This is a genomic window from Arthrobacter sp. K5, assembly GCF_040448525.1.
Taxonomy (GTDB): Bacteria; Actinomycetota; Actinomycetes; order Actinomycetales; family Micrococcaceae; genus Arthrobacter; species Arthrobacter globiformis.
Genome location: NZ_CP159279.1, coordinates 1077214 through 1102816 on the forward strand (window position 1 = coordinate 1077214; position 25603 = coordinate 1102816).

General features: G+C 66.4%; 25 protein-coding genes, 1 tRNA gene, 1 other RNA gene and 2 pseudogenes. 12 read left to right on the forward strand and 17 right to left on the reverse strand.

Features of this window, described 5'->3' with window-relative positions; all coding sequences use genetic code 11:
- The 4 genes and pseudogenes from ABRP34_RS04750 to ABRP34_RS04765 all read right to left on the reverse strand — a co-directional run.
- Positions 1–396: pseudogene (locus tag ABRP34_RS04750) on the reverse strand (SRPBCC domain-containing protein); the annotation flags it as partial.
- A gap of 81 nt (positions 397–477) precedes the next feature.
- Entirely contained in the window at positions 478–1335 is an 858-nt protein-coding gene (locus tag ABRP34_RS04755; RefSeq protein ID WP_353712443.1) for a sugar phosphate isomerase/epimerase family protein, read from the reverse strand.
- Positions 1332–2546, reverse strand: a complete 1215-nt coding sequence (locus ABRP34_RS04760; RefSeq protein WP_353712444.1) for a dihydrodipicolinate synthase family protein — start codon at positions 2544–2546, stop codon at positions 1332–1334. Before ABRP34_RS04760 ends, ABRP34_RS04755 begins: the two co-directional genes overlap by 4 nt.
- Entirely contained in the window at positions 2546–3715 is a 1170-nt protein-coding gene (locus ABRP34_RS04765) for a Gfo/Idh/MocA family oxidoreductase (RefSeq protein WP_353712445.1), read from the reverse strand. Before ABRP34_RS04765 ends, ABRP34_RS04760 begins: the two co-directional genes overlap by 1 nt.
- Before the next feature lie 175 nt (positions 3716–3890).
- Between ABRP34_RS04765 and ABRP34_RS04770 the strand changes: the two genes are divergently transcribed.
- The 3 genes and pseudogenes from ABRP34_RS04770 to ABRP34_RS04780 all read left to right on the forward strand — a co-directional run bounded on the left by ABRP34_RS04770 (position 3891) and on the right by ABRP34_RS04780 (position 6349).
- On the forward strand, positions 3891–4982 hold the full coding sequence (locus tag ABRP34_RS04770) for a LacI family DNA-binding transcriptional regulator (RefSeq protein WP_353712446.1): 1092 nt from the start codon (positions 3891–3893) through the stop codon (positions 4980–4982).
- A 54-nt stretch (positions 4983–5036) separates the two neighbouring features.
- A complete protein-coding gene (locus ABRP34_RS04775; RefSeq protein WP_353712447.1) occupies positions 5037–5651 on the forward strand; it encodes a GNAT family N-acetyltransferase in 615 nt (204 codons plus the stop codon).
- Between the two features lie 13 nt (positions 5652–5664).
- Positions 5665–6349: pseudogene (locus ABRP34_RS04780) on the forward strand (DNA alkylation repair protein).
- Here the strand turns inward: ABRP34_RS04780 and mptB are convergent.
- Positions 6342–7898 (reverse strand): polyprenol phosphomannose-dependent alpha 1,6 mannosyltransferase MptB, encoded by a 1557-nt coding sequence (gene mptB, locus ABRP34_RS04785; protein WP_353712448.1) that lies wholly within the window; start codon positions 7896–7898, stop codon positions 6342–6344. The pseudogene ABRP34_RS04780 and the gene mptB overlap by 8 nt on opposite strands.
- Positions 7899–8148: 250 nt before the next feature.
- Here mptB and orn point away from each other — a divergent pair, with 250 nt between their 5' ends.
- The 3 genes from orn to def all read left to right on the forward strand — a co-directional run bounded on the left by orn (position 8149) and on the right by def (position 9704).
- Positions 8149–8778: an oligoribonuclease gene (gene orn, locus ABRP34_RS04790; RefSeq protein WP_050934364.1), complete on the forward strand. Its 630-nt coding sequence runs from the start codon at positions 8149–8151 to the stop codon at positions 8776–8778.
- A 154-nt stretch (positions 8779–8932) separates the two neighbouring features.
- Positions 8933–9005, forward strand: a tRNA-His gene (locus tag ABRP34_RS04795).
- 126 nt (positions 9006–9131) lie between these two features.
- Complete coding sequence (gene def, locus ABRP34_RS04800; RefSeq protein ID WP_003803345.1) at positions 9132–9704, forward strand: peptide deformylase; 573 nt, start codon at positions 9132–9134, stop codon at positions 9702–9704.
- Positions 9705–9732: 28 nt separating this feature from the next.
- On the opposite strand, the gene ABRP34_RS04805 is transcribed toward def, so the two are convergent.
- The 5 genes from ABRP34_RS04805 to ABRP34_RS04825 form a co-directional block, all read right to left on the reverse strand.
- The gene (locus ABRP34_RS04805) at positions 9733–10530 is read right to left on the reverse strand and encodes an HNH endonuclease family protein (protein ID WP_353712449.1); all 798 of its coding nucleotides are present in this window, start codon (positions 10528–10530) and stop codon (positions 9733–9735) included.
- 130 nt (positions 10531–10660) lie between these two features.
- Positions 10661–10870 (reverse strand): TolC family protein, encoded by a 210-nt coding sequence (locus ABRP34_RS04810; protein WP_043419152.1) that lies wholly within the window; start codon positions 10868–10870, stop codon positions 10661–10663.
- Between the two features lie 115 nt (positions 10871–10985).
- A complete protein-coding gene (locus ABRP34_RS04815) occupies positions 10986–12443 on the reverse strand; it encodes a glyceraldehyde-3-phosphate dehydrogenase (RefSeq protein ID WP_003803341.1) in 1458 nt (485 codons plus the stop codon).
- Between the two features lie 611 nt (positions 12444–13054).
- An RNA gene (rnpB, locus tag ABRP34_RS04820) (RNase P RNA component class A) lies at positions 13055–13446 on the reverse strand.
- A gap of 57 nt (positions 13447–13503) precedes the next feature.
- Positions 13504–13779, reverse strand: coding sequence for a hypothetical protein (locus tag ABRP34_RS04825; RefSeq protein ID WP_003803340.1), 276 nt, complete (start codon positions 13777–13779; stop codon positions 13504–13506).
- A 16-nt stretch (positions 13780–13795) separates the two neighbouring features.
- Between ABRP34_RS04825 and ABRP34_RS04830 the strand changes: the two genes are divergently transcribed.
- Together ABRP34_RS04830 and ABRP34_RS04835 are read left to right on the forward strand one after the other, a co-directional pair.
- Positions 13796–14443, forward strand: a complete 648-nt coding sequence (locus ABRP34_RS04830; RefSeq protein ID WP_003803339.1) for an alpha/beta fold hydrolase — start codon at positions 13796–13798, stop codon at positions 14441–14443.
- A 63-nt stretch (positions 14444–14506) separates the two neighbouring features.
- Positions 14507–15271 (forward strand): peroxide stress protein YaaA, encoded by a 765-nt coding sequence (locus ABRP34_RS04835; RefSeq protein ID WP_353712450.1) that lies wholly within the window; start codon positions 14507–14509, stop codon positions 15269–15271.
- Positions 15272–15337: 66 nt separating this feature from the next.
- On the opposite strand, the gene ABRP34_RS04840 is transcribed toward ABRP34_RS04835, so the two are convergent.
- Positions 15338–16075 (reverse strand): C4-type zinc ribbon domain-containing protein, encoded by a 738-nt coding sequence (locus ABRP34_RS04840; protein ID WP_353712451.1) that lies wholly within the window; start codon positions 16073–16075, stop codon positions 15338–15340.
- 180 nt (positions 16076–16255) lie between these two features.
- Positions 16256–17158, reverse strand: a complete 903-nt coding sequence (locus ABRP34_RS04845) for a Nif3-like dinuclear metal center hexameric protein (protein ID WP_353713309.1) — start codon at positions 17156–17158, stop codon at positions 16256–16258.
- A 101-nt stretch (positions 17159–17259) separates the two neighbouring features.
- On the opposite strand from ABRP34_RS04845, the gene msrA reads away from it, so the two are divergent.
- From msrA to epsC, 3 genes are all read left to right on the forward strand, one after another.
- On the forward strand, positions 17260–17784 hold the full coding sequence (gene msrA / locus ABRP34_RS04850; protein ID WP_003803334.1) for a peptide-methionine (S)-S-oxide reductase MsrA: 525 nt from the start codon (positions 17260–17262) through the stop codon (positions 17782–17784).
- 67 nt (positions 17785–17851) lie between these two features.
- Positions 17852–18787, forward strand: a complete 936-nt coding sequence (gene cysK / locus ABRP34_RS04855) for a cysteine synthase A (protein WP_003803333.1) — start codon at positions 17852–17854, stop codon at positions 18785–18787.
- Positions 18788–18828: 41 nt separating this feature from the next.
- Complete coding sequence (epsC, locus tag ABRP34_RS04860; RefSeq protein ID WP_003803332.1) at positions 18829–19413, forward strand: serine O-acetyltransferase EpsC; 585 nt, start codon at positions 18829–18831, stop codon at positions 19411–19413.
- On the opposite strand, the gene ABRP34_RS04865 is transcribed toward epsC, so the two are convergent.
- Both ABRP34_RS04865 and gndA read right to left on the reverse strand, forming a co-directional pair.
- The gene (locus ABRP34_RS04865) at positions 19410–20243 is read right to left on the reverse strand and encodes an oxidoreductase (RefSeq protein WP_353712452.1); all 834 of its coding nucleotides are present in this window, start codon (positions 20241–20243) and stop codon (positions 19410–19412) included. The genes epsC and ABRP34_RS04865 overlap by 4 nt on opposite strands.
- A gap of 136 nt (positions 20244–20379) precedes the next feature.
- Entirely contained in the window at positions 20380–21816 is a 1437-nt protein-coding gene (gene gndA / locus ABRP34_RS04870; protein WP_307103432.1) for an NADP-dependent phosphogluconate dehydrogenase, read from the reverse strand.
- Between the two features lie 242 nt (positions 21817–22058).
- Between gndA and ABRP34_RS04875 the strand changes: the two genes are divergently transcribed.
- Positions 22059–22799 carry an FCD domain-containing protein gene (locus ABRP34_RS04875; RefSeq protein WP_043419145.1) on the forward strand — a complete coding sequence of 247 codons (741 nt, stop codon included), beginning with the start codon at positions 22059–22061 and terminating at the stop codon, positions 22797–22799.
- 6 nt (positions 22800–22805) lie between these two features.
- On the opposite strand, the gene ABRP34_RS04880 is transcribed toward ABRP34_RS04875, so the two are convergent.
- The 3 genes from ABRP34_RS04880 to ABRP34_RS04890 are packed head-to-tail and all read right to left on the reverse strand — an operon-like array spanning position 22806 to position 25569.
- Positions 22806–23873, reverse strand: coding sequence for an L-idonate 5-dehydrogenase (locus ABRP34_RS04880; RefSeq protein ID WP_353712453.1), 1068 nt, complete (start codon positions 23871–23873; stop codon positions 22806–22808).
- Entirely contained in the window at positions 23873–24643 is a 771-nt protein-coding gene (locus ABRP34_RS04885) for an SDR family oxidoreductase (protein ID WP_043417527.1), read from the reverse strand. The genes ABRP34_RS04880 and ABRP34_RS04885 overlap by 1 nt, the downstream gene beginning before the upstream one ends.
- Positions 24640–25569, reverse strand: coding sequence for an NAD(P)-dependent oxidoreductase (locus ABRP34_RS04890; RefSeq protein ID WP_353712454.1), 930 nt, complete (start codon positions 25567–25569; stop codon positions 24640–24642). The genes ABRP34_RS04885 and ABRP34_RS04890 overlap by 4 nt, the downstream gene beginning before the upstream one ends.
- Between the last annotated feature and the right edge of the window lie 34 nt (positions 25570–25603).

Sequence of the window (25603 nt, forward strand, 5' to 3'; positions counted from 1 at the left end):
CTGCCTGATGCTGACCCGCGTGCCCTCCGCCACCGGCTCCAGACCGTACTCCACGGTGTGGTAGTTCTCCGGCTCGTCGGGAAGTCCGGATAAAGGGCTGTAGTGGGTGATGCGCAAAAGCTCGTTGGGACGGGCTTCCAGCACGGTCCCCTTGTCCCGGTAGGACTTGCCCTGCCACTCCCCCTCGAACGTCACAGGCTCACCTTCCCGCCAGGTGGACGTGACGTGCGTGCCAAGAAAGTATTCCTTGACGTCGGCCGGATCCGTCAGTGCCTGCCAGACCCGCTCCGGCTGTGCGGCGACAACAATGTTCGCCTCGGCATCCCTGATTTTTTTGTCCACGGCTTCCCATCCTTGCGTCACCCTACCGGCCGAGAGGCAACGGCGTAAGGGCATAGTGGCAGACGGGCCAGAGAGAGCGAGGTCCGGTCCCGTGTCCGGGACCGGACCCCTGCTCCGGCCGCGTTCTTGCCGGGTTTAGGCGAAGGGCTGCACCAGTTCGGCGTACCGGTCCTTCATCCTGGCCAGGACGCCGTCGCCGTCGGCATCCCAGATCTCCTGGTTGAAGATCTCCACTTCGATGTCGCCGGTGTAGCCCGCGTCCCGGACCCAGGTGCTGATCGTGGCGAAGTCAATCACGCCGTCGCCCATCATGCCTCGGGAGAGCAGCGCGTCCGCCGCGATCGGAAGGTTGAAGTCGCACACCTGGTAGGAGGCGATCCGGTTCTCCCTGCCGGCGCGCTCGATCTGGGCTTTCAGTTCCGGGTCCCACCAGACGTGGAAGGTGTCGACGGCGACCCCCACAGCCCGGGCGTCGTACGGCGCCGCCAGGTCCAGCGCCTGCCCCAGCGTGGAGATGAGCGCGCGGTCGGCGGCGTACATGGGGTGCAGGGGTTCCAGCACCAGCCGGACGCCGTGCTCGACGGCGAACGGGACGAGGTCCCCGAGCCGGTCGGCCACGCGCTGGCGGGCAGCCACGACGTCCTTCTCCCCCGCCGCCAGACCCCCGACCACGAGGAACAGTTCCTGTGTGTCGAGGGCAACGGCCTCAAGGACCGCGGCCCTGTTGTCGGCGAGTGCCGCCGCCTGGCCGTCGGCGTCCGGAGCCGTGAGGAACCCGCCGCGGCACAGCGAGGAAACCCGCAGCCCGGCGTCCCTGATCAGCTTCGCCGCCTTGTCCAGCCCGGCGTCGGCCACGATGTCCCGCCAGGGCCCGATGGCGGGAATGCCTGCACGGGCGCAGCCGTCAACAGCCTCGGCGAGCGTCCACTTCTTGGTGGTGGCGCTGTTGAGGGATAGCCGTGAAAAAGGGGACGGTTCTGAATTGAAGGTCATACTCCCACTCCGTTGATGCGAAGGAAATCGGACATCCGGAACGCTGCGAGCGCAGGGTCCTTCAGCAGCCCTGCTTCGTCGGCCAGTTCAAAGGTCTTCGCCAGGTGCACCACGGAGCGGCCCGAATGCAGCCCGCCAACCATCTGGAATCCGGGCTGCTTGCCGTTGAGCCAGGACAGGAAGGCGATCCCGGTCTTGTAGTAGAACGTGGGGGCACTGAAGATGTGCTTGCCCAGCTCCCGGGTGGAATCCAGGATGGCACGCGCTTTGGCGGCCTCTCCGGCGTCATAGCTCTGCAGCGCCGCGGACGCGGCCGGATAGATTGCCGCGAAGATCCCCAGCAGGGCATCCGAGTGGAGGGTGCCGTCGCCGTCGATCAGTTCCGGGTAGTTGAAGTCGTCGCCGGTGTAGAGGCGGACACCTCCGGGAAGGGCTGCCCGTAGCGCCACCTCATGCGACGCGTCCAGCAGGGAGACCTTAACGCCGTCCACTTTGTCCGCATTCTCGCGGATGAGCGAAAGGAAGGTCTCCGTGGCCACGGAGATGTCGTCCGAGCCCCAGTAGCCGGCCAGTGCGGGGTCGAACATGGTGCCGAGCCAGTGCAGGATGACGGGCTGGTCGGCCTCCTGCAGCAGCGTGGAGTAGACCTTCAGGTAGTCCTCGGGACCGGACGCCACCCGGGCCAGTGCCCGGGAGGCCATGAGGATCACCTTGGGTCCGGCCTCGCTGACGACGGCGGCCTGCTCGCGGTAGGCGGCGAGGACAGCCTGCAGGCCGGCTTCGCCGGAGGGCAGCGTGGCGAGATCCAGCTGGTCGGTGCCGGCACCGCAGGACACGAGGTCCCGGACCGTCATGCCGGCCGTGGCGGTCCCGCCGGCGGAGACCACGGAGGCCGCCTCCGCCCCGGTGCGCTTGATGAGCTGCTGGGTGGCGGGCCAGTCCAGGCCCATGCCGCGCTGGGCGGTGTCCATTGCGTCGGCGACCCCCAGCCCGTAGGACCAGAGTTCGTGCCGGTAGGCCAGGGTGGCCTCCCAGTCGAGACGTGCCGGGGCGCCGGGGGTGTTGTCGGCGGTGACCTCGGGGATGACGTGGGCGGCCGCGTATGCCCGGCGGGATGTCAGCGGTGCCGTCGGTTTGGCCCAGGTGGTGGCGGAGCGGAGGCGGTACTCCCGGGTTCCGCCGTCGGATGTGGGAAGGATCAGTGACGTCATCAGAGCGTGATCTCCGGGATGTCGATGGTGCGGCGTTCGTCGCTGGACTGCAGGCCGAGTTCGGCAAGCTGTACGCCGCGGGCGGCGGAGAGCAGCCCGAAGCGGTGCTCGCGGCCGGCGACGACGTCGCGCAGGAACTCTTCCCACTGCAGCTTGAAGCCGTTGTCCAGCTCCGCGTTCGCCGGGACTTCCTGCCACTGGCTGCGGAAGGATTCGGTGACCGGAAGGTCCGGGTTCCAGACAGGCTTGGGCGTGTGCGCGCGCTGCTGCGCGACACACTTGTTCAAACCGGCGACGGCGGAGCCGTGCGTGCCGTCGATCTGGAACTCCACCAGTTCGTCACGGTAGACCCGGACGGCCCAGGAGGAGTTGATCTGGCCGATGACGTCGTCACCGCCCGGGGTAACCAGTTCGAAGATGCCGTACGAGGCGTCGTCGGCAGTTGCCTTGTACTCGTTGCCTGCCTCGTCCCACCGCGCAGGGATGTGGGTGGCGGTCTTGGCGTTGACGCTCTTGACCTTGCCGATGATGCCTTCCAGGACGTAGTTCCAGTGGCAGAACATGTCCGTGGTCATTCCGCCGCCGTCTTCCTTGCGGTAGTTCCAGGACGGGCGCTGGGCCGCCTGCACGTCGCCTTCGAAGACCCAGTAGCCGAATTCGCCGCGGATGGACAGGATCCGGCCGAAGAATCCTTCGTCCACCAGGCGGCGCAGCTTGACCAGGCCGGGGAGGTACAGCTTGTCGTGCACGACGCCGGCGGTGACCCCGGCTTCCTTGCCGATGCGGGCCAGCTCGATGGCTTCCTCCAGGGTCTCCGCCGTCGGCTTCTCGGTGAAAATGTGCTTGCCGGCCGACATGGCCTTCTTCAGGGTCGCCGCCCGCAGGCTGGTCATGGAGGCATCGAAGACAACGTCGACAGTGGGATCGTTGATCACGCCGTTAAGGTCGGTGGTCCATTCCGAAATCTTGTGGAGCTCTGCCAGTTCGCGGATTTTCGCTTCGTTGCGGCCGACGAGGATCGGCTCGACCTGGACTTTGGTGCCGTCCTCCAGGGTGAAGCCGCCGGCGTCGCGGATCGGGAGGATGGAGCGCAGCAGGTGCTGGCGGTAGCCCATCCGGCCGGTAATGCCGTTCATGGCAATACGGATCGTCTTTGTTTCGAAGCCCATGAGTCCTCATTCAGTCGTGGTGGATAGTGAATCGGGAAAGCGCATTCCCACTGCTTCTATAGTGCAGAACCGGAGCCGATCTGGCAAGCGCTTTCCTGACTTTTCTGCAACTGCGATAATGTGGGCATCAGCCGAGTTTCCCGAGGCTGGGGCCTGTTGAAGAGGAGTTGCGCCTGTGGCTGCAAGCACGCTGACCGAAGTAGCCCGCCTGGCCGGAGTCTCCCCTGCCACCGCCAGCCGGGTCCTGAACGGTTCGGCCAGGACCCCCGGGCCGGACATCGCGGAGCGCGTCCGGAAGGCCGCGGACTCCCTGGGGTACATCCCCAACGCCCAGGCCCAGGGCCTCGCCAAGTCAAGCTCCGGCCTCATCGGGCTCATCGTGCACGACATTGCCGACCCCTACTTCTCGGCCATCGCCCGCGGCGTCCAGACCGCCGCCCGGCACCAGAACAAGATGGTGCTGCTGGCCACCACGGCGGGAAGCCCCGCCGACGAGCGGGCGGCAGTGGCAGCGTTTGCCGCGCGCCGGGCCGACTCGATAGTGATCGCCGGGTCGCGGTCTGCACGGGCGGCCGACAGGCAAGGCAACGCCGAACTGGCCGCCGAGCTCGACCGCTACTGCCGCAACGGCGGCCGGGTGGGCGTGGTGGGCCACGCCGTGGTGGGCGCCGAATCCGACGAGGGCTATCACGTGGTTGAGGTTCCCAACGAGGATCTCGCGGCCGCACTCGCCCGGGAACTGGCCGCCTCGCACGCCGGGGAGTTCGTGATCATTGCCGGTCCGGAAGGGCTCCTGACCTCCGACGACCGGGTACGCGGCTTCCAGCGCGGTCTGGCGGACGCCGGGCTGCCACCGGCGGACGTCCTGCACACCGGATTCGACCGCACAGGCGGATACGAGGCGGGCCTGGAACTCACAGCCCGCATCGGCCCGCCTGGCGGCAGCCGAGGGGCCGGTCCTGACGCCGGATACCCCCGGCTCTGTATCTTCGCCGTCAACGACGTCATGGCGATCGGGGCCACCGCAGCGCTGCGTTCCAAGGGGCTGCGGATCCCTCGGGACGCTGCCATCGCCGGGTTTGACGACATCGAAACCCTGCGCGACTTCCGGCCCGCCCTCTCCACTGTCCGCCTGCCCCTGGAGGAGATCGGCAGGCTGGCAGTGCCCGTCGCGGGTTCCGGCCCGACGGCCGCCGCCACCGTCGGGGTCACCGGCGAAGTGACGCTCCGCCGGAGTACCGAGCCGGCCGGCGAACCGGCCACATAAGTTCAGCCAAGACAGGCCCGCAGCCGGACAGTCCCCCAGCATGGAAAGGCGGCCATGACAGAGCCTGCACAGGAGGCAGTAGGCGGTATCACCACCGCGGCCGCCGAGTGGCCGGCTGTGGAGCAACTGTTCGGCGTCCGCGGTGAGCCCTCACGCTGCTGGTGCCGCTTCTTTGCCCTGCCGGGGGCCGGCTTCGCTGCCACGCCTCCGACTGACCGCAAGGCACAGCTGAAAGACAAGTTCGACGGCGGCGGGCCGGCACCGGGGGTCCTGGCGTACCGGAGTGGTTCCGCCGTCGGCTGGTGCGCCGTGGAGCCGCGCGGGTGCTACCCGCGGATCCTCCGTTCCCAGGTGTTCAAGGCTGCCGGCGCGGCAGTCACAGAAGATGACAGCGGCGCCGGGAGCGTGTGGTCGGTGAGCTGTTTCGTCGTCGCACCCGGCCACCGGCGCAGCGGCGTGGCCGCCGCCCTGCTCGCTGCCGCCGTCGACCACGCGCGTGCCAACGGTGCCGCCGTCGTGGAGGGGTATCCGGTGGATCCTGCGCAACGGCCGAAGGCCGGACCGGCGGACCTTTACCAGGGCACACTCGGGCTGTTCCTGGCCGCCGGGTTTGACGTGGTCAGCGACGCTGTACCGGGGCGCGCCGTTGTGCGCCTGCAGGTGGGATGACGCGGACGGCAGCATGGCAAACGAAGCGGTCCTGGCGTTGATTCGCTCCGAACTGCGGGCGGCGGCAGATCCCGTCCGCGGCGCCGCGGCACAGGCCTACATGAAGTCCGCAACACCATCCCTTGGCGTCCGCGTGCCGGACGCGCAGAACGGCCAAGGCCGTGGCCGCCGCCCATCCCTTTGAAACCGCCGACGACCTGAGGTCAACGGTGATTGCCCTGTGGCGGGACGCCCGCTACCGCGAGGAACGCTACGCTGCGATCGACCTGACCGGGCTGCGGAGCGTGGCCGGAGACCCGCTGATGCTTCCGGTGTATGAGGAGATCATCCGAACGGGCTCATCCTGGGACTATGTGGACGGCGTGGCCCACCGGATCGGCGCACTGCTCAAGGCCCACCGGGAGGAACTTACCAGCGTACTGCTCCAATGGAGCGTCGATGGGGACTTCTGGATCCGGCGGGCGTCGATTACGGCCCAACTGGGAGCCAAAGGGCAGACGGACACCGGCCTGCTCACCGCCGTCATCGAGGCGAACATGGCCGACAGGGAATTCTTTATCCGCAAGGCCATCGGGTGGGCGCTGCGTGAGTACGCCAAAACCGACCCGGAATGGGTCCTGGAATTTGTGGCACGGAACGGGCCGTCGCTCAGCCCGCTCTCACGCAGGGAAGCCCTGAAAAACCAGCAGGTCAGATGACGGGGCGTACCGTGACAGGCTGGTCCGCCTTGCTGAAGAGCAGCTTGGTGCTGCGGTCCAGGAAGATCAGGTACAGCGCAAACAGCAGGGCGATGATCGCGGCTGCGTTGCGGGCCAGCGCCAGGGCGAGGCCCAGGTCGTCGGTCTGCAGGTAGGGGAAGACTTCCAGCTGGTCCGAGATGGCATAGACCATGAAGAACGAAACGATGAAGTACAGGGCCTTGACCTGCCAGTCGTCACGGATGCCTGTGACGGCGAACAGCGGAATCAGCCACACCACGTACCAGGACTGGATCATGGGCGCCAGCACCACAACAGCCGCGAAGGCGAGCGTCAGGCGGCGCATGAGGCGGTCATGTTCACCGCGGAAAATCTGCCAGGCGACGATGCCCACGGCAAGGAGCTTGCCGGCGTCGTACACCCATTTGGCCAGCCCCCAGCCGTCCAGGCTGAACGCGTTGGCGATGGATGCGACCACCAGGCCGAGCAGCCCCACGGGGGCGTACCAGATCCAGACGCTGCCGGGCGCCGAGAGGCCGTTGATCCAGCCGAACCCGAAGCCGTTGACCAGGCTCATTGCGTAGAGCAGGGCAAGGCTGATTCCGGCCGTCAGGCCCCAGAACACGAACTTCCGGGGCCAGCTGGCCCCCTTGCCGGCCCACAGCAGGCCGATGAACGGAAGGAACACCACGGTGATCGGTTTCACCGCGATGGAGGCCGTCACGAGGACAATGCCGAAAATGACCCGCCGCGTGGCGCAGTAGTACAGGCCGGCGAGTGCGAGCCCGATCATGAGCGAATCGTTGTGGACGCTGGCGATGAAGTTGGTCAGGAAGAGCGGATTCGCCGCCGTCAGCCACAGGGCACGGTGCGGGTTGACCCCGTGCAGTTCGGCAAGCTTGGGGACGTAGACGATGCAGAGCACCACACCCGCCAGCGCGGCCAGGCGGAACAGCATGATGCTGGCTTCCGGGTGGACATTGGTGGACCAGACCACGAACTGCTCGATCCACAAAAACACCTGGCCGTAGGGAACCGGAGCCTCGGTCCACATCTTGTCCGCGCCCAGCTGGAAGTAGTTGGACAGCGCCGAAATGCCGTTCTCGTACGGGTTGAAGCCCTCCACCATCAGCCGGCCCTGGCCGATGTACGCGTAGACGTCCCGGCTGAACAGCGGGACGGTGAACATCATGGGAAGGCCCCACGCGACGACGGCCTGCAGGGTGGCTTTGCGGGCCTCCCGGCCCCACACGTGGATGTGCTGGCCAAGCCTGAGCCATGCCCGGACCAGCAGCATGCCGCCCACCGCAAGCAGCACAATGGACAGCCCGACGCCGAACGCCTCGGTGCGCATCCAGATGAACAGCGGCATCCGCCGCAGCTCCGAGACGGGCGCCAGCCACCCGACGCCGAGGGAGCCGACGAGCAGAAACATGGAACCGATGAAGCCGGAGAGGATCGGGGAGCGCGGGTTGTCCACTTCCGGGCCGGCCGGGTCCGTGGAAGCGCCGGTGGCCGTTTCCCCTATCGCAGGCACAGGCGCCGTCATCTCAGGATCGTCCAATCTCTTCTGCGCCTATCTCTTTAGGCATATCTCATGTGGGCGTGCTGCCCCATCTGCAACCAAGCTGAGCGGCCAGCCAAAATGGGCGTCGCCGGGGACACGGCGGCGCAAGGTGGCGTTGCCACGTACCCGAAATGTTAGCACCGGAGCGCCTCTCCAAGGCTTGCACGCGGCTGAACGGTAGGCTGAACAGGTGCCTATTACTAACGAACGCATCGTCTGGATCGACTGCGAAATGACCGGCCTCGACAGCGTCAACGACGCCCTGATCGAGGTCGCGGCCCTGGTGACCGACTCCGAACTCAACATCCTCGGCGACGGGGTGGACGTGGTGATCAAGCCGGACGACGCCGCCCTCGCGCAAATGAACGACTTCGTCCGGGACATGCACACCCGGTCAGGCCTGCTGACCGAGCTTCCGGCCGGCAAAACAATGGCAGAGGCGGAGACCCTGGTGCTGGACTACATCCGCAAGTGGGTCCCCGACCCCCGCAAGGCGCCCCTCGCCGGCAACTCGGTGGGAACGGACCGGGTCTTCCTCGCCAGGGACATGCCCTCGGTGGTGGAGCACCTGCACTACCGCATCATCGACGTCAGCACCATCAAGGAATTGTCCCGGCGCTGGTATGCGCGCGCCTACTTCCAGGCGCCGGCGAAGCTCGGCGGCCACCGCGCCCTCGGGGACATCAAGGATTCCATCGACGAACTCCGGTACTACCGCGACGCCGTCTTCGTGCCCGCACCGGGACCGGACAGCGCCACGGCCCAGAAGATCTCCCAGCGCATCTCGTCGTCGCCCTCCGCGGTCGGCCAGCCGGCAGCGGAAGGCCTGACGCCGACCGCTGCGGAGCAGCCCGGAAAGTAAGCAGCGGAGCAGCCCGGAAAGTAATCTGCGCCACGTTTGAGGAAAATTTTGCCGAAACAGCCAAAAGTGGCAAAAGCATCCCCCAACAGCAGGTAAGCTATATGTCGTTGCCTTTTCGGAAGGCCGGGAAACCGGACGGTCCGCAGGGCACATGGTGGGCGTAGCTCAGTTGGCAGAGCGCCTGGTTGTGGTCCAGGAGGTCGCGGGTTCAACCCCCGTCGCTCACCCGCACCGAGGACGGCAGTTTATTGCCGGCCAGCAACAAAGGCCGTACCGGTTATCCGGTGCGGCCTTTGTTGGTTTCCACCCCCTGCCGGCTCGCCCCGGCAAAGCGCCGAAGGAAATTCCCTGACATGACCGTTCTGCCCATCACCATCTGGGGTGAGCCGGTGCTGCACCGCCGGGCTGCTGAAGTGGAGGAGTTCGACGACGGGCTCCGCCAGCTGATTGCCGACATGTTCGAAACGAACGACATGGCGAACGGCGTGGGACTGGCCGCGCCGCAGATCGGCGTGGGCAAGCGGATCTTCGTGTACAAGTTCGAGAACGAGGACGGCGCTCCCCCGGCCGGCGTCGTGGTGAATCCTGTGCTGACCCTCTCCAAGGTCTCCGGGGCGCTGCCGGATCCGGACGAGGAGGTGGAGGGCTGCCTCTCCTTCCCCGGTGGGCAGTATCCGCTCAAGCGTGCCGAATGGGTACGCGTGCAGGGCTTTGACGGGCACGGAAAGCCAGTGGATTTCGAGGCGACCGGCTGGTTTGCCCGCATCATCCAGCACGAATACGACCATCTGGACGGCAAGCTGTACGTCAACCGGCTCATCGACAGGTATGCCCGCAAGGCGATGAAGCAGGCCAAGAAGAGCGGCTGGGGCGTCCCGGGCCTGACCTGGATGCCGGGCGTGGACCCGGACCCGTTCGGCCACTGATACCGGCGCTCTTCCTGCCGCTGGGGCCCTACCCGGGCACCACCGTCTGCTGCTGCGGGCATGAAGCCAGCACGCGGGCCATGGCGTCCTTTTCCGGCTGCGTGACCCAGAGGCCGTACGCTGCCTTCACCGAGATCTGCCGCGCCACATAGTGGCACCGGAGTGCCTTGTTCTTCGGCAGCCAGGTGGCGGCGTCAGACGCGCTTTTCTCCTGGTTGGCGTCACCGTCCGCGGCGATGAGGTTGAGCGGATCGTTGGCGAGGTTCTGCCGCTGCTGCGGCGTCAGTTGCTGGGCCCCCTTCTGCCAGGCGTCGCCCAGCGCGACGACGTGGTCGATCTGCACGTCCTTGCTGGAATCTGCCCCGCGGACGAACCTGACCACCAGCCCCACGTACGGCTCATGCATGGTGCCGGCGGCAACCTTGCACTTTGATCCCTTGGTGAACGCAACATCGTGAAGGTCCCGGCGCAGGATGTCGTTGCGGGTGTCGCAGCCGTTGTGGTCGGCGTCCTGCCAGGCCTGGCCGAAGGCGGACCGGTCGTAGTCGCTGCCGGATGCCCTGCCCTTCACCGCCAGGGCTCCCAGCGCAGCGGCCGCGCTGCCCCGCGGCACCGGGTACGGGGGCGTCACGGGCTTCATCCAGGCGGCATCGAATACCGGAACCTCGCTGGGCCCGGACACGGCGGGCTCGGCGGCGATGAACTGGCCTGCCGAAAAAAACCACACAGTGGCGGCGACCACCGCTGCCGCGGCGACACCGAGCACCGCCCACGCCTGCCGGGATTTACGGCGGGCGCGCCGGTAGCCGGCCCAGCTGATGCTCACAGACACGCCTCGGGGCGCCAGGGCTCCGGGTCAGGATGCGGGTACACATCCAGGAGCCTAGGCGAAACCGGCCGGCGCTGTGCGGGTATCCACAGTGTGGAGGACAGGTGCCCTGTGGAGGGCGGGTGGCCTACTGCTCGCGCATGACCCGATGAAGATCGGTGTTGGCGAGATCAAGCAGCCGCTCCAGCTGGGCCACCCTGTCATCGCCGATCTCCCCTGCCGCATGTGAAGTGCGGGCCTGGTCCAGAAGCCGTTGGGCTTCTTTCTGGTTGGCCTTGGCAACTTCGAGGGCATGTTCCAGGGTTGTCTCATGCTGGAGTGTCGGGTTCTGTTCCATGACACAAGTTTGTGCCCGTTTACCGGCTGATTCCAGAGAATTGCCCGGGAAGTTCCCGGGAACGGGTCAGCCCCGCCGGCACAGGTGTGCCGGCGGGGCTGACGGAACGCTTCGGTTAGACCGGGGCTGCCACGGCCAGGACCGGGGCAGCGTCCTTTGCGGAATCCTTGGCCGGGAAGGTCGGCGGGTTCACCCCTGCCATTTCCTCCATGACGCGGACCACCTGGCAGCTGTAGCCGAACTCGTTGTCGTACCAGACGTAGACGACCAGGTTCTTGTCGTTGGCGATGGTGGCGAGGCCGTCCACGATGCCGGCACGGCGGGAACCGACGAAGTCGGTGGAGACGACCTCCGGGGAGTCGATGTAGTCGATCTGCTTGCGCAGCTCAGAGTGCAGCGACATCTCGCGCAGGTAGTTGTTGACCTCGTCCTTGGTGGTGCCGTGTTCCAGGCTGAGGTTCAGGACAGCCAGGGACACGTCCGGGGTGGGGACGCGGATGGAGCTGCCGGTGAGCTTGCCCTGCAGTTCCGGGAGAGCCTTGGCCACGGCCTTGGCGGCGCCGGTTTCGGTGATCACCATGTTCAGGGCGGCGGAGCGTCCGCGGCGGTCGCCCTTGTGGAAGTTGTCGATCAGGTTCTGGTCGTTCGTGAACGAGTGAACGGTCTCCACGTGGCCGTGGATCACGCCGTACTTGTCGTTGAGGGCCTTCAGGACCGGTGTGATGGCATTGGTGGTGCAGGAGGCGGCCGTCACGATCCGGTCCGCGTCCGTGATGTCGCGGTGGTTGATGCCGTGCACGATGTTCTTCAGGTCACCCTTGCCCGGCGCGGTCAGGAGCACCCGCGACACGCCCTTGCTCAGCAGGTGCTGGCCGAGACCCTCGGCGTCGCGCCAGCGGCCGGTGTTGTCCACCACGAGGGCGTCCTTGATGCCGTAGGCGGTGTAGTCGATCGTTGCCGGGTTGTCCGAGTAGATGACCTGGACCTGGACGCCGTTGGCCGTGATGGTGTTGGCGTCGGTGTCCACCTTGATGGTTCCTTCAAAGGAACCGTGCACGGAGTCGCGGCGCAGCAGGCTGGCGCGCTTGGCCAGGTCGTTGTCGGAGCCGCGCCGGACCACGATGGCGCGCAGGCGCAGGCCGTGGCCGCCGCCTGCCTTTTCGATGAGCAGGCGGGCCAGCAGGCGGCCGATGCGGCCGAAGCCGTAGAGCACGACGTCGGTGCTGGTGCGGTCGTCGGCGCCGCGCTTGCCCACTACCTCAGCCAGCTCGGCGCGGAGGAATTCCTCCAGAGTCAGATCGCCGCCGTCGGACTTGAACTTCTGGTTCAGGCGGGCGATGTCGATGGCAGCGGCACCCAGGTCCAGCTGCGCCAGCGTGTTCAGCAGCGGTGCCGTCTCCTCAAGGAGCAGCTCATCCTTGCTCATCCGGCGCGCAAAGCGGTGCGCCTTCAGGATGTTCATGGTGGACTTGTTGATCAGGCTGCGTCCGTGGATGGAGGTAACCACGTTGTTTTCACGGTACAGCCGGCCGATAACCGGGATCATGGCCTCGGCGAGCGCCTCACGGCCCATCCACGTATCAAGACAAGAATCTGACGTCTGGCTCACAGAACTACCTTCCTTGGTTCAACCGGCTACGTCCTCGTACACCGGATGGCGGCCACTGGAAGTTATCCAGGGCAAGCTGGCACCGGCAGGGTTTCGGTCCACCCCGGATGCCGTTGACCGTGCAAAGAAAAACCGCCGGCTGCGAACGCAGATCCGGCGGTAGAACTTCTACGTTCACCATCCATTCTAGGCGCGCCCGGGGCCTTCTCTTGCCCCGGAGCCCGTGAAATCACTCACACCGGGTGTGATGCCTGTCGCCCGGGATGCCGGATTGTTATCGACGCAATGCCGGCAACCACTATCCGCACGCCTTCGGGGGGCCATAAGCTGACGGCCCTGACGGCGATGCACTCGTAAATATGCCGTCTGCGAAAGAAAGGCCAAATGATGTATGAAATGGTCGCCCTTGGAGCCGGGAGTGCATGGCAGCGCCCAACCAATCGGACACCCGGATGCACGTGTGCACCCTGGCGGTACAGTCCGCAGCATCCCCGCCCCACCAACCCGGACTGTCCCGCTCACGGAGTCGCCGGCCAGGACGCAGCATGACGGGCCAACCTGCTGCCGGCTTTGAGTGGATGGGTTGACCGATACGCCGGGTTCTGTGCTCCCGCGCTGTTGCCGGCGCGGGAGTAGCGGCCATCCATCTACGAGCGCCGTTGCCGGCGCCCTCCAGCGGCCTACCCGGACACTCGGGCGGGCAGCCCTCAAACGTGTCCTGTCTGGCCTTGCTCCGGGTGGGGTTTACCTAGCCTTCCCGGTCACCCGGGAAGCTGGTGGTCTCTTACACCACCGTTTCACCCTTACCTGCTTCGTGCCGCTTTCAAACCGGCGCGACGCAGGCGGTCTGTTTTCTGTGGCACTGGCCTGCGGGTTACCCCGAGTGGGCGTTACCCACCACCCTGCCCTGTGGAGCCCGGACGTTCCTCGAGCCACTTGCGTGGCGCGCGGCCGCCTGGTCAACCCATCCGCAGTCCAGTTTACGGGCATTCGCGCGGACCCGGACACGCGCCCGGCGCGGGGTCTAAAATCGGGAAATGGACCAGCCGTCCTTCACACGGCGACGCTTGCTGCATTTGGCAGGTGTCGCTGCCGGTCTGACCTCGGCATCCGCCTGCACGGCGCCGCCGCCACCGGTTCCCGGCCCCGCGACGTCCAGTTCCCTGCCCGATTCGGCCGGAACACCTACTTCGCCGGGAGCAACGACGGCGGCCGTTCCGCCGGCTCCCCCATCGCCGCCTTCCACGGTGTCGACCCGGACAGGGGCATTTGTCTCCCGCTTCCGTCCGTCGGTCACCACGCACTGGTCCTTGGCCGTGCCGCTTCCGGACGAGGCGGGCCAGCTGCTGCCGGTGGCTGTGTTCCTGCACGGGCTGGGCGGCAGCAGTGAGGTTCTGTTGGGCGACCTCGCGGCGGACCGGGCCCTGCAGCGCCACCTGGACGACGGCGGCCCGTCCTTTGCGGTCGCCGCCGTGGACGGCGGCGATTCCTGGTGGCATGCCCGCGCCGACGGCAGCGACACGCAGTCGATGCTGGTGCAGGAGTTCCTGCCGTTCCTGGGCGACCAGGGGCTTGACCTCGGAAAGGTCGGCATCTTCGGCACGTCGATGGGCGGGTTCGGCGCGCTCCTCCTGGCATCCCGGGGCAGGGTGTCCGGAGTTCGCGCCGTTGCGGCCATGAGCCCGGCCGTCTGGTCCAGCTACGAAGAGGGCATGGAGGGCGCCTTCGACGGCCCGGCCGATTTCAGGGCGAACGACGTTTTTGCGCTCCGGCCGAGACTTGCGGCGATTCCCAAGAGGATCGACTGCGGCAGTGAGGACAATCTTGCCCCTACGGTGCACAAGTACCGTTCGGGACTTCCCGGCAGGGTAGAGGGCGGTTTTCAGCCCGGCGGCCACGACGCCTTGTACTGGCGGTCCGTCCTGCCGGACGTGCTGGACTTCCTGGGCCGTTCCCTGGGCTGAGCCCCCGCCGTCAATCGATCCCGCCCTTCAGCTGATCCCGCACCCGACCGGTAAGATCGTACGGTGCTGATTCTCCTCCCCCCATCCGAAGGCAAGACTCCGGCCGTCCGTGGAGACGCCATGGACTGGGCTTCGTTGAGTTTCCCTGTGCTGAATACCTACCGGGCGAAGGTGCTCGATGCGCTGGGGACAGTCAGCGCACATGAGGATGCCCTCGCCCTGCTGGGCGTCGGAGCCTCGCTCAAGGACGACGTCGAACGCAACACACGGCTCCACGCCGAACCGGCGGCGCCGGCGCACCAGGTGTACTCCGGCGTGCTGTACGACGCCCTCGGCTACAAGTCGATGACGCCGGCGCAGCGGCGCCGGGCGGATGAGTCGGTGCTGGTCATCTCCGCACTGTGGGGCGCCATCCGGTTCGCAGACTCAGTGCCCGCCTACCGGCTGTCCATGTCAACAGCACTGCCCGACGTCGGACGCCTTGCCTCGTTCTGGAAACCGCAGCTGACCGACGCCCTCGGCGAAATTGCCGGCGGCGAGCTCCTGGTCGATTGCCGGTCCAGCACCTACGCGGCCGCCTGGACTCCCCCGCCGGCCGACACCGTGACGGTCAATGTATTCACGGAGGTGAACGGCGCGCGCAAGGTGGTCAGCCACTTTGCCAAGCACACCCGGGGCGAGCTGGCCCGGCACCTGCTGACGCGGCGCGGCAAAGCCCCGGCGACGCCGGAGCAGCTGCGGAAGGTGGCAGCCGAGAAGTGGCAGGCCGAACTCGTTCCGGGCACGGCGCGCAAGGCCCACGCCCTCAACATCGTCCTGCCGGGCTGACCCAACTGGCCGGCAGTCAATGCCGTTTTGAGAGCCCAGAACGGCATCAACTGCAAGTTAGTTGCGTCAGACCCACTCGGCGGAGCGCACCAGGATGCAGCCGGAGTCCGGGCAGAACACGATGTCATCCTCGGCGGCGGCCTTGATCTCGGCCAGGTCGCCGGGGCTCAGCTGCATGCCCGAGCCTTCCGACGTTCCGTGGAAGAGCCGCGCCGCGCCCACGCCGCGCCGGGCCAGCGTCTTTTCGTAAACAGCCAGCACTCCGGCGTCCAGCCCTGCGGCGAACTCTGCTCTTTGGCCGCGAAGTACGGTCTCCTCAGCGTTGACCTCCGCCAACTGCTCGTCGAGTTCGGCCCGGATCCCGCCGAACGAGCCCTGGATATCGTCCACGATGCTCTGCTGGGCCGCCTGCCGTTCGCGCAGGACATCCAGCCGCTCCAGGACCTCCAGTTCGACGTCCTCCAGGTCCGAGCGCCGCTTGTTCAGCGAGGCGATGTCCTTCTGCAGGGCAACGAGATCCTTGGAGAGACCGGTGCCGCTGTTGAGCCTGGCCTCGTCCCGTTCGATCCGGGTTGCCACCTGCTCCACATCCGCCTCGGCCCGCTTCAGTTCGGCTTCGGCATCGTGGACGGCGAGTTTCGCGGCGCCCAGTTCCCCGTTGGCAACACTCAGGGCCGCTTCGAGGTCGGTGATCCGCGGATCGGTTTCAAGACTGCGGCGGCGGTTCGACAGTGACTTCAGCCGGGCATCGAGGCCCTGGAGCTCGAGCAACTTCAATTGTTCCGCCGGTGCTGCCTTGGCCACGTTTTACCTCCGCTTGATCCCATCCGGCCCTTGGCCGGCACCCCTGTGGGGTCTTCTAGACTCTAGCGCCTAACGCGCTCCCCAGCCTCGCTACGCATCCCCACCGGCTCCCAAACCTCGCTGCGCTCGGTGCGGGCCCCTCGCCGGCATGGGCCCTGCCATGGACTTCGCGCGCCAGGCTTAGCCGGGAGTCAGTATGAAGTCCCACGGGTCGCTGTTGGTGGTGCTGACCTTGATTTCGACGTCGAGGCCCTGGTCCGCGAGCACGTTGCCCAGCGCCTCGGCGGCAGCCGGGAGCCACAGCCATTCACTGGCAAAGTGCGAGACATCGATGAGGTAGGGGCGGCCGTTCACCGCCGCCTCCCTGGCTTCGGAGGCCGGGTGGTGGCGCAGGTCGGCGGTGATGTACAGGTCCGCGTTGCTGGCCCTGACCTCGTCGAAGAGGGAATCCCCGGCCCCGCCGCACACGGCAACCCGCTGCACCAGACCGTCCTTGTCCCCGGAGACGCGCACGCCGCCGGCCACCGAGGGAAGGATGCCGAAGACCCGCGCGGCGAAATCGCCCAGCGTCATGGACTCGTTAAGGTCCCCAACGCGCCCGATGCCTTCCTCCGGAAGGCCGTCGGCTGCCGGGGTCAGTGGCGCCACGTTCTCCAGTCCCAGGGCGTCGGCAAGGACGTCGGAAACGCCGCCCACCGCTGAGTCTCCGTTGGTATGGACCGTCAGCAGTGCCGTGCCGGACTCGATCAGGCGGTGGACCGCCCGGCCCTTGGGTGTGTTGGCGGCCACCGAGGTGACGCCTTTGAGCAGCAGCGGGTGATGCGTGATGAGCAGTTCCGCGCCCCATTCGATGGCCTCGTCAATGACCTCTAGTGTGGGATCCACGGCGAACATGACGCGCGTGACTTCAGCTGACGGATGGCCGGCCACGAGCCCCACCTCGTCCCATGCCTCTGCAAGGGACTCCGGCCAGAGCTCCTCCACGGCCAGCATGAGTTGCCCCAGCGTTGCAACGGCGGGTGACCCGGCGGCGTCGGGAGCTTCTTCCGGTTCCGCTGCAACGTCACTGTTCACAGGTTCCATACTCATACTTTTACCCTACAGTCGGCTCTGGCCTCTGAGCGGCATATGACCCTAGGGTGGGCTGGGGGAATCATTGGCGCGTGCGAACCATTGAAGAGGACATGAAAACTTTTGTGCTTGGCGGGGGTTGCTTCTGGTGCCTGGACGCCGTCTACCAGAAAACGATGGGCGTCTCGTCGGTGGTTTCGGGATACACCGGCGGCCATGAACGCCACCCGGACTACTACTCTGTCTGTTCCGGCACCACCGGGCACGCCGAGGTGGTTGCTGTGACCTTCGATGAGGATGTCATCCCGGCCGAGGTCATCCTGGACATGTTCTTCGCCCTGCACGACCCCACCACGCTCAACCGCCAGGGGTACGACGTCGGAACGCAGTACCGCTCGTCAATGTTCTATGAGACCACCGAGGAGAAAATCCTCTTCGAGGAGGCGATCGAACGGAACCAGGCCCTGTGGTCCCGGCCGATTGTGACAGAGGTCAGCCGGCTCCCTGTGTTCTATCCGGCGGAGAACATTCACCAGAACTACTACGCCAAGTTCCCGGAGCAGGGGTATTGCCAGGTCATTATTAACCCGAAGCTGGCCAAGGCGCGGAAATATTACTCTGCATGGCTTAATGCTTAGCAGGGGCGCTGACCCCATCGTTAGGCTGACCAAAGTATTCCCTCCTGAGAGATAGGCGAAAGTACACATGGCACGGATCTACGACGATGTAACACAGCTGGTGGGCGGCACCCCGCTGGTCAAGCTCAACCGCCTGACTGAAGGCCTTGACGCCACCGTTGCGGTCAAGCTTGAGTTCTACAACCCGGCCAACAGCGTCAAGGACCGTATCGGCGTCGCCATCATCGACGCTGCGGAGAAGTCGGGCGCGCTGAAGCCCGGCGGAACCATCGTCGAAGGCACCTCGGGCAACACCGGCATCGCGCTGGCCATGGTGGGCGCAGCCCGCGGCTACAAGGTCATCCTGACCATGCCGGAAACCATGTCCACCGAACGCCGCGTCATGCTCCGCGCCTTCGGTGCCGAGATTGTGCTGACCCCGGGCTCCGAAGGCATGCGCGGTGCCGTGGAAAAGGCCCAGGAAATCGTGGCCAACACCGAGAACTCCATCTGGGCACAGCAGTTCGCCAACGAAGCCAACCCGGAGATCCACCGCAAGACCACCGCTGAGGAGGTCTGGGCCGACACCGACGGCAAGGTTGACATCTTTGTCTCCGGCATCGGCACCGGCGGCACCATCACGGGCGTCGGCCAGGTCCTGAAGGAGCGCAACCCGGACGTCCAGATCGTTGCCGTGGAACCCAAGGACTCCCCCATCCTCAACGGTGGAGCACCCGGCCCGCACAAGATCCAGGGCCTCGGCGCCAACTTCATCCCCGAACTCCTGGACACCAACGTTTACGACGAGGTCCTGGACGCCACCCTGGAAGACTCCGTGGCCGTCGCCCGCGAGCTCGGCGTCAAGGAAGGCATCCTGGGCGGCATCTCCTCCGGCGCCATCGTCTGGGGCGCCCTGGAACTGGCAAAGCGCCCGGAGAACGCCGGCAAGCTGATCGTCGCGGTGGTCTGCGACTTCGGTGAGCGTTACATCTCCACCGTGCTCTATGACGACATCCGCGGCTAGACCTTAGCCAGCTGCTTTCCGTTTCCTGTAGAAAGATCTTTGTGGGTTTCTTCGCAAGACTTAAGGAAGACCTCGACGCCGCCCGGTCCCACGACCCGGCGGCTCGAGGTTCTTTTGAGAACTTTTTCGCGTACTCAGGGCTGCACGCCATCTGGGCGCACCGTCTGACGCACAAGCTGTGGCAGAACCCGTCCACGCGGTTTCCGGCACGGCTGATCTCGCAGCTCACCAGGTTCCTGACCGGCATCGAGATCCATCCCGGCGCCACCATCGGACGCCGCTTTTTCATCGATCACGGCATGGGTGTGGTCATCGGCGAAACGGCCGAGATCGGTGAGGACGTCATGATTTACCATGGCGTCACGCTCGGCGGCCGCTCCCTCGCGAAGGTCAAGCGCCACCCGACCATCGGGGACCGGGTGACGATCGGCGCGGGCGCCAAAATCCTGGGTCCGATCCTCATCGGCAACGACAGCGCCGTGGGGGCGAACGCCGTCGTCGTCAAGGACGCACCGCCGGAGTCCATTGTCACGGGCATCCCGGCGAGCTGGCGGCACCGCGACGCGCAGCGGGAGACCAAGCCCGCCGTGGACCCGGCAGAGTATTACATCGAATACCGGATCTAGCGGGCAAACCGCTTGTAGATCGTCCACAGCACAACGTCGAACGCGGTGTCGGGCAGGAGCCTGCGCAACGTCAGGATAGCGCGGGCACCCTTGCCGGCCGGGTAGCGGGTTTTCGGTCGCGGCGCCGTCGCGGCGTGAACAATGGCATCGGCGATCACACCCGGATGCGTCGCCATGGTTGAAGTTGAAGTGGATGCCAGCGCCCCGGCGACGATTTTCGCCTGCTCCCCGTACGGTCCGTGCCCGGATGTTGCCAGCAGGCTCTCTCCCGAGATACCGCCCCATTCCGTCTGTGTCCCCGCCGGTTCGATGATCGACACCGTGATGCCGTGCGGTTTGAGCTCCAGCCGCAGCGAGTCGCTTAGACCTTCCACCGCGAACTTCGTGGCGTGGTACCAGGCACCGAGGGGCTCGTACATCTTGCCGCCGATGGAGGACACGTTGATGATCCTCCCCTGCGCTGCGGCACGCATGGCGGGAAGCACCAGCTGGGTCATGCGTGCCAGGCTGAAGACATTGACTTCGAACTGCCGCCTGCCCTCGGCCAGCTCCACTTCCTCAAGCGATCCGTAGGAGCCGTAGCCAGCATTGTTGACCAGGACGTCAATCCTGCCGTGGGTTTCCAGGATGGCCGCGACAGCTGCTGCCATGGACTCCTCGTCGGTCACGTCCAGGGCCAGGACGTTGACTCCGCCGGCCTTCAGCGGTTCCATCTTTTCGACCCGCCGGGCCCCGGCGTACACGGTGAACCCGTGTTCGCTGAGCTTCCGGGCGGCTTCGAACCCGATGCCGGTGGACGCACCGGTGACAATCGCAACTGGCTGGGACATGTGCTGCACTCCTTGGACACGGCAACGGCGGACAGCCGGCACGCAAGGCCGATTCCGTTAAACGGCAACGGCCGGCGCTCCCCAGACTATCGGGCAAGCGCCGGCCGTTACTGTCAAAGCCGGTGTGGCGCAGAAGCTAGTGGGTGTCCACTGCCTCGATTTCGGACTTGTCCTCGCCCCAGAGGGTGTGGAACGTGCCCTCGGCGTCGACGCGGCCGTAGGTGTGCGCACCGAAGAGGTCGCGCTGGCCCTGGATCAGGGCAGCGGCCACGCGCTTGCGGCGCAGGCCGTCGTAGTACGCCAGGGAGGATGAGAACACCGGTACCGGGATGCCCAGCTGGACGGCGGTGGCCACAACGCGGCGCCAGGCCGGAAGCGCGTCAGCGATGGCCTTGGTGAAGGCCGGGGCGAACAGCAGGTTGGCAGGCTTCTCGTCCGCAGCGTAGGCCTTGGTGATGTCCTTGAGAAGTTCGGCGCGGATGATGCAGCCGGCGCGCCACAGCGAGGCGATCTCGTCCAGCTTCAGGTCCCAGTTGTATTCCTTGGCTGCCGAAGTCAGCATGTCCAGGCCCTGGGCGTAGGAAACGAGCTTGGAGGCGTAGAGCGCCTGGCGGACGTCCTCAACGAAGGTCTCGGGGATTTCGACGGCGGCTTCCTCGCCTGCGAGCAGCTCCTGGCCCAGCTTCCGCTGGTCGGCCTGGGAGGACAGTGCACGGGCGAAGACGGACTCGGCAATGCCGGAAACCGGCGAGCCAAGCTCCAGTGCAGAGATGACCGTCCAGCGTCCCGTTCCCTTCTGGCCCGCTGCGTCCACCACGACGTCGACGAACGGCTTGCCGGTCTTGGCGTCAACGTGGCCCAGGACCTCGGCGGAGATTTCGATCAGGAAGGAGGACAGCTCGCCCTTGTTCCACTCGGTGAAGATCTTGGACTGCTCTGCCGGCTCGATCCCGGCACCGGAGCGCAGCAGATCGAAGGCTTCGCCGATGACCTGCATGTCGGCGTACTCGATGCCGTTGTGGACCATCTTGACGAAGTGGCCTGCGCCGTCGGTGCCGACCCAAGCACAGCAGGGCTCGCCGTCGACCTTGGCGGAGATCTTTTCGAGCAGCGGGCCAAGGGCTTCGTAGGATTCCTTGGAGCCGCCGGGCATGATGGACGGGCCGTTGAGGGCGCCCTCTTCGCCGCCGGAGACACCGACGCCCACGAAGTGCAGGTCCTTCTTGGCCAGCGCGGCTTCGCGGCGGCGGGTGTCCTCGTAGTGCGAGTTGCCGGCGTCGATGATGATGTCGCCGGCCTCCAGCAGCGGTTCGAGCTGCTCAATAACGGAGTCAACCGGCTTGCCGGCCTTGACCATGATCAGGACGCGGCGCGGCTTTTCGAGGGAGTTAACCAGTTCCTCAAGGGACTCGGTCCTGACGAAGTCACCCTCGTGGCCGTGCTTTTCGAGCAGGGCGTCGGTTTTGCCGACCGAGCGGTTGTGCAGGGCAACCGTAAAGCCGTTCCGGGCAAGGTTGCGGGCCAGGTTGGCGCCCATCACCGCAAGGCCGGTGACACCGATGTGTGCTGACATCAAAAACTCCCATTCAGTCTGTGCAACGTGTGTGCGTTGGGTCCCGCATGTCCTGCGGAGCACCCGTCAGAAAAGCAGATCGTGAATAAAGCATATATATTCGCGGTCGAGGGCGAAAGCGGGTGACCACTCCTTGGACGCAAACCGCGCCTTAAAGAGTTTATGGCGTGTCCCCACGGCGCCGTCCAGACTGCCCTGGTTGCTGGGCACCAAAGCCTCCCCGCCCGATTATGCTTACCACTATGTCAACCAGCCTCCACCACCGTGCCGTCGAGCACCTGGGTACCAGAATCGTCGACGGCAGCCTCCCGCCAGGGCACGTGATGCTGGCGGAGCAGCTGGAGGACGAACTGCAGGTATCCCGGTCTGTGATCCGGGAGGCCGTCCGTGTGCTGCAGTCGCTTGGCCTGGTCGAAACCACTAAGCGCGTCGGCATCAAGGTCCTGCCGGCGCACCGCTGGAATCCGTTCGATCCGCTCGTCATCCGGTGGCGGCTGGCCGGGGAGGGGCGCGGCGCCCAGCTGCGTTCCCTGGCGGAACTCCGCTCCGCCGTCGAGCCTGTGGCCGCCGAACTCGCGGCGGTCAATGCACCGCAGGAACTTCGGCAGGAGCTGCTCGACGTGGCCCTGGCGATGCGCGAGGCCGGCAAGGCCGGCGACGTGCCGCGCTTCCTGGAGCTCGATATCCAGTTCCATTCCCTGCTGCTCAGCGGCTCCGGCAATGAGATGTTTGCCAACCTCGTGGGCCAGGTGGCCGAAACCCTGACCGGCCGCACCGTGCACGGCCTCATGCCCGACCGCCCCCGCGACCTCACGCTGCAGTGGCACCTCGATGTGGCTGAAGCCATCTTTGGTGGCAACGCGTCGGAGGCCCGCGAGGCGTCGAGCAGGATCATGCGCCGCACCATCTCGGAGATGGAACCCGTCTGGGTGGAGCAGCCGAGGGTTTTCGTTCCGCTGCAGCGGCGCCCGCAGTCGGCCTAGCTCTGTTTAGCCGGTGAAGTTGAGGAGGACTTTGCCGGATTGGGCGGAGTTGCGGGCGATGTCAAAGGCTTCGAGGGCGTCGGTAACGGGGTAGTCGTGGGTGATGACCGGGCCGATGTGCAAGGTTCCGTCGGTCAGGGCGGTGATGACCTCGTCGATTTCATCGTTGAACCGGAACGAGCCTTTGAGGTCCAGTTCCCGGGTGATGGCCAGGGAGATCAGGACCGGCTGGGCCCCGGTGGGCAGCAGCCCGACCATGACCACGGTCCCGCCCCGGGCCGCGCCCTGGATCGCGGAGGCCAGGCCGTGGTGGTTCCCGGAGGACTCGATCACGACGTCGGCCTGGACCGCGGCGATCGCCTCCGCGTCGGTCGCGTTCAGGACCTCGTCCGCGCCCACCGCCGCGGCGATCTCCAACGGTTTGGCGTGCATGTCCACCGCGACGATCCGGGCCGCGCCGGCACGTTTGAGAACAGCGACCGCCAACGCCCCGATCGGACCGGACCCGATGACCAGGGCGGTTTTGCCGGCCACGTCCCCGGCCCGGGCAACGGCGTGCCAGGCCACCGACGCGGGTTCGATCAGCGCCGCGGTCCGCACATCCAGGGTGTCAGGCAGGGCCCGGAGCATCCGCACCGGGACGTTCACGTACCGGCTGAACGCCCCGTCCGTGTGCGGGAACCTCGCCGCGGACCCCAGATACGTGCACCCCGGCGACAGATTCGGCCGCCCCGCCGGGTACTTCACCGTCCCGTCTCCGGGCCCGGGGGTGGCCGGGTGCACCGCCACCGGCGTCCCCGCCGCCGGGCCGGTCCCGTCCCCCGCAGCCCGGACCACCCGCCCGGAAATCTCATGGCCGAGGACCAGCGGGGCCTTCAGGACCGACTCGCCCGCCGCACCGTGCAGCCAGTAATGCAGGTCCGACCCGCAAATCCCCCCGTACAGCACCTCCACCACCGCCTCATCCGGCCCCGGCGCCCGCAGGGCAATATCCTCGACCCGCAGGTCCCCCTTACCGTGCGCCACCACCGCCGGACCCGAGACCGGCAAAGAAGTTTCTGCTGCCTGTGTCATCAGACCACCACCGTCATTCCGCCGTCGATAAAGATCGTCTGCCCGTTCACGAAATCAGACCCGGACGAGGCCAGCCACACCGCCGGGCCCGCCAGATCCTGCACCGTGCCCCACCGCGCCGCCGGGGTCCGGCCCAGAATCCAGGCATTGAACTGCTCATCATCAACCAGGTTCTGCGTCATCTCGGTATGGATATACCCCGGCGCGATCCCGTTGATCTGCAGCCCCGACCCCGCCCACTCAGCCGTCATCGCCCGGGTCAGGTTCCGCAACCCGCCCTTCGCCGCAACATACGGCGCGATCGTGGGCCGGGCCAGGTCCGTCTGCACCGAACAGATGTTAATGATCTTCCCCCGCCCCCGCGGGATCATGTGCCGGGCCGCCTCCCGCCCCACCAGGAACGCGCTGGTCAAATCCGTGGAAATCACCCGCTCCCAGTCCTTCACATCCAAATCCAGCATCGGCACCCGGTGCTGGATCCCGGCATTATTCACCAGAACCTCCAACGGGCCCACATGCTCCTCCACCCACGCCACACCCGCCGCGGCCGCCGCATCATCCGTGACATCAAACGCCACACCATGCACCCGCCCCGGCGCATACCCGGCCGCCATCACAGCCTCCGCAGCCTTCAGCCGCTCAGCATTCACACCATTAAGCACCACCGTCGCACCCGCATCAGCCAACGCCCGCGCCAACGCATTACCAATCCCCCGACTCGAACCAGTCACCAACGCAACCCGCCCGGTCAAATCAAAAAGTGACGTCATGATTGGATCCCTTCCGAGGCGCTTCCGGCGCCCGTGCTGCTGAGGTTTGAGATGGTTTGCCGGACGACGGCCAGGTCCTGGTCCCCCAGCCCCTGGCGCTTCAGTTCGGCATAAAGTTCGACGCCGGCCCGCGCCATCGGAACGGCGGACCCGGCGGCGTCGGCCGACTCCACGACGAAGGACAGGTCCTTGTGCATGAACTTTGCCGGGCCGGTGGGCGTGTAGTCCTTCCGGGCAATCCGGGGGCCGACCTGGTCGAGGACGCGGCTTCCGGCGAGACCGCCGGACAGGACCTCATAGAGGGCCGCGACATCGACGCCCGAGCGCTCGGCGAGCTCGGCCGCTTCGGCGAGCGCCGCCGTCGTTGTTCCGACCACCAGCTGATTGCACGCCTTGGCCAGCGATCCGGCACCGAGCGGTCCCAGGAGCCGCACGGTGGTACCCATGGCCTCGAAGAGCGGAAGCAGCCGGCGGAAGTCGGCGTCGTGGTCAGCGCCGGCCATGATGGCCAGAGTGCCCTCGATGGCGCCAGTCGTTCCGCCGCTGACCGGCGCGTCCAGCACCACGGCATTGCCTGAACTGGCCGCCTGTACCCTGCGCCCGAAATCCTGGACCCCTGTGGGGGAAACGCTGCTCATCACTACCACTGCGGTGCCGGCCGCCGGCGGTGACGTCCGCCAGCTCGCGAGCAGTCCGGACGCCGCGTCCTCAATGTAGGCAAGGTCAGGGAGCATGAAGACGATCACCGGCTCGTCCCGGAGTTGCTGCACAGTGTCTGCAGTGGAACCGCCTAGCCGGCGCAAGTCCTCCAGCGCGGCAGGCGACCTGTTCCATGCCGTTACCGCCCACCCCCTCCGGACCAGGCTCGCCGCCATCGGCGCCCCCATCAGGCCCAGGCCCACAAAGCCTGCTCTCTGTACATTCATCTGCAGGAAACCTCACTCCGTTGTGGTCAATGCT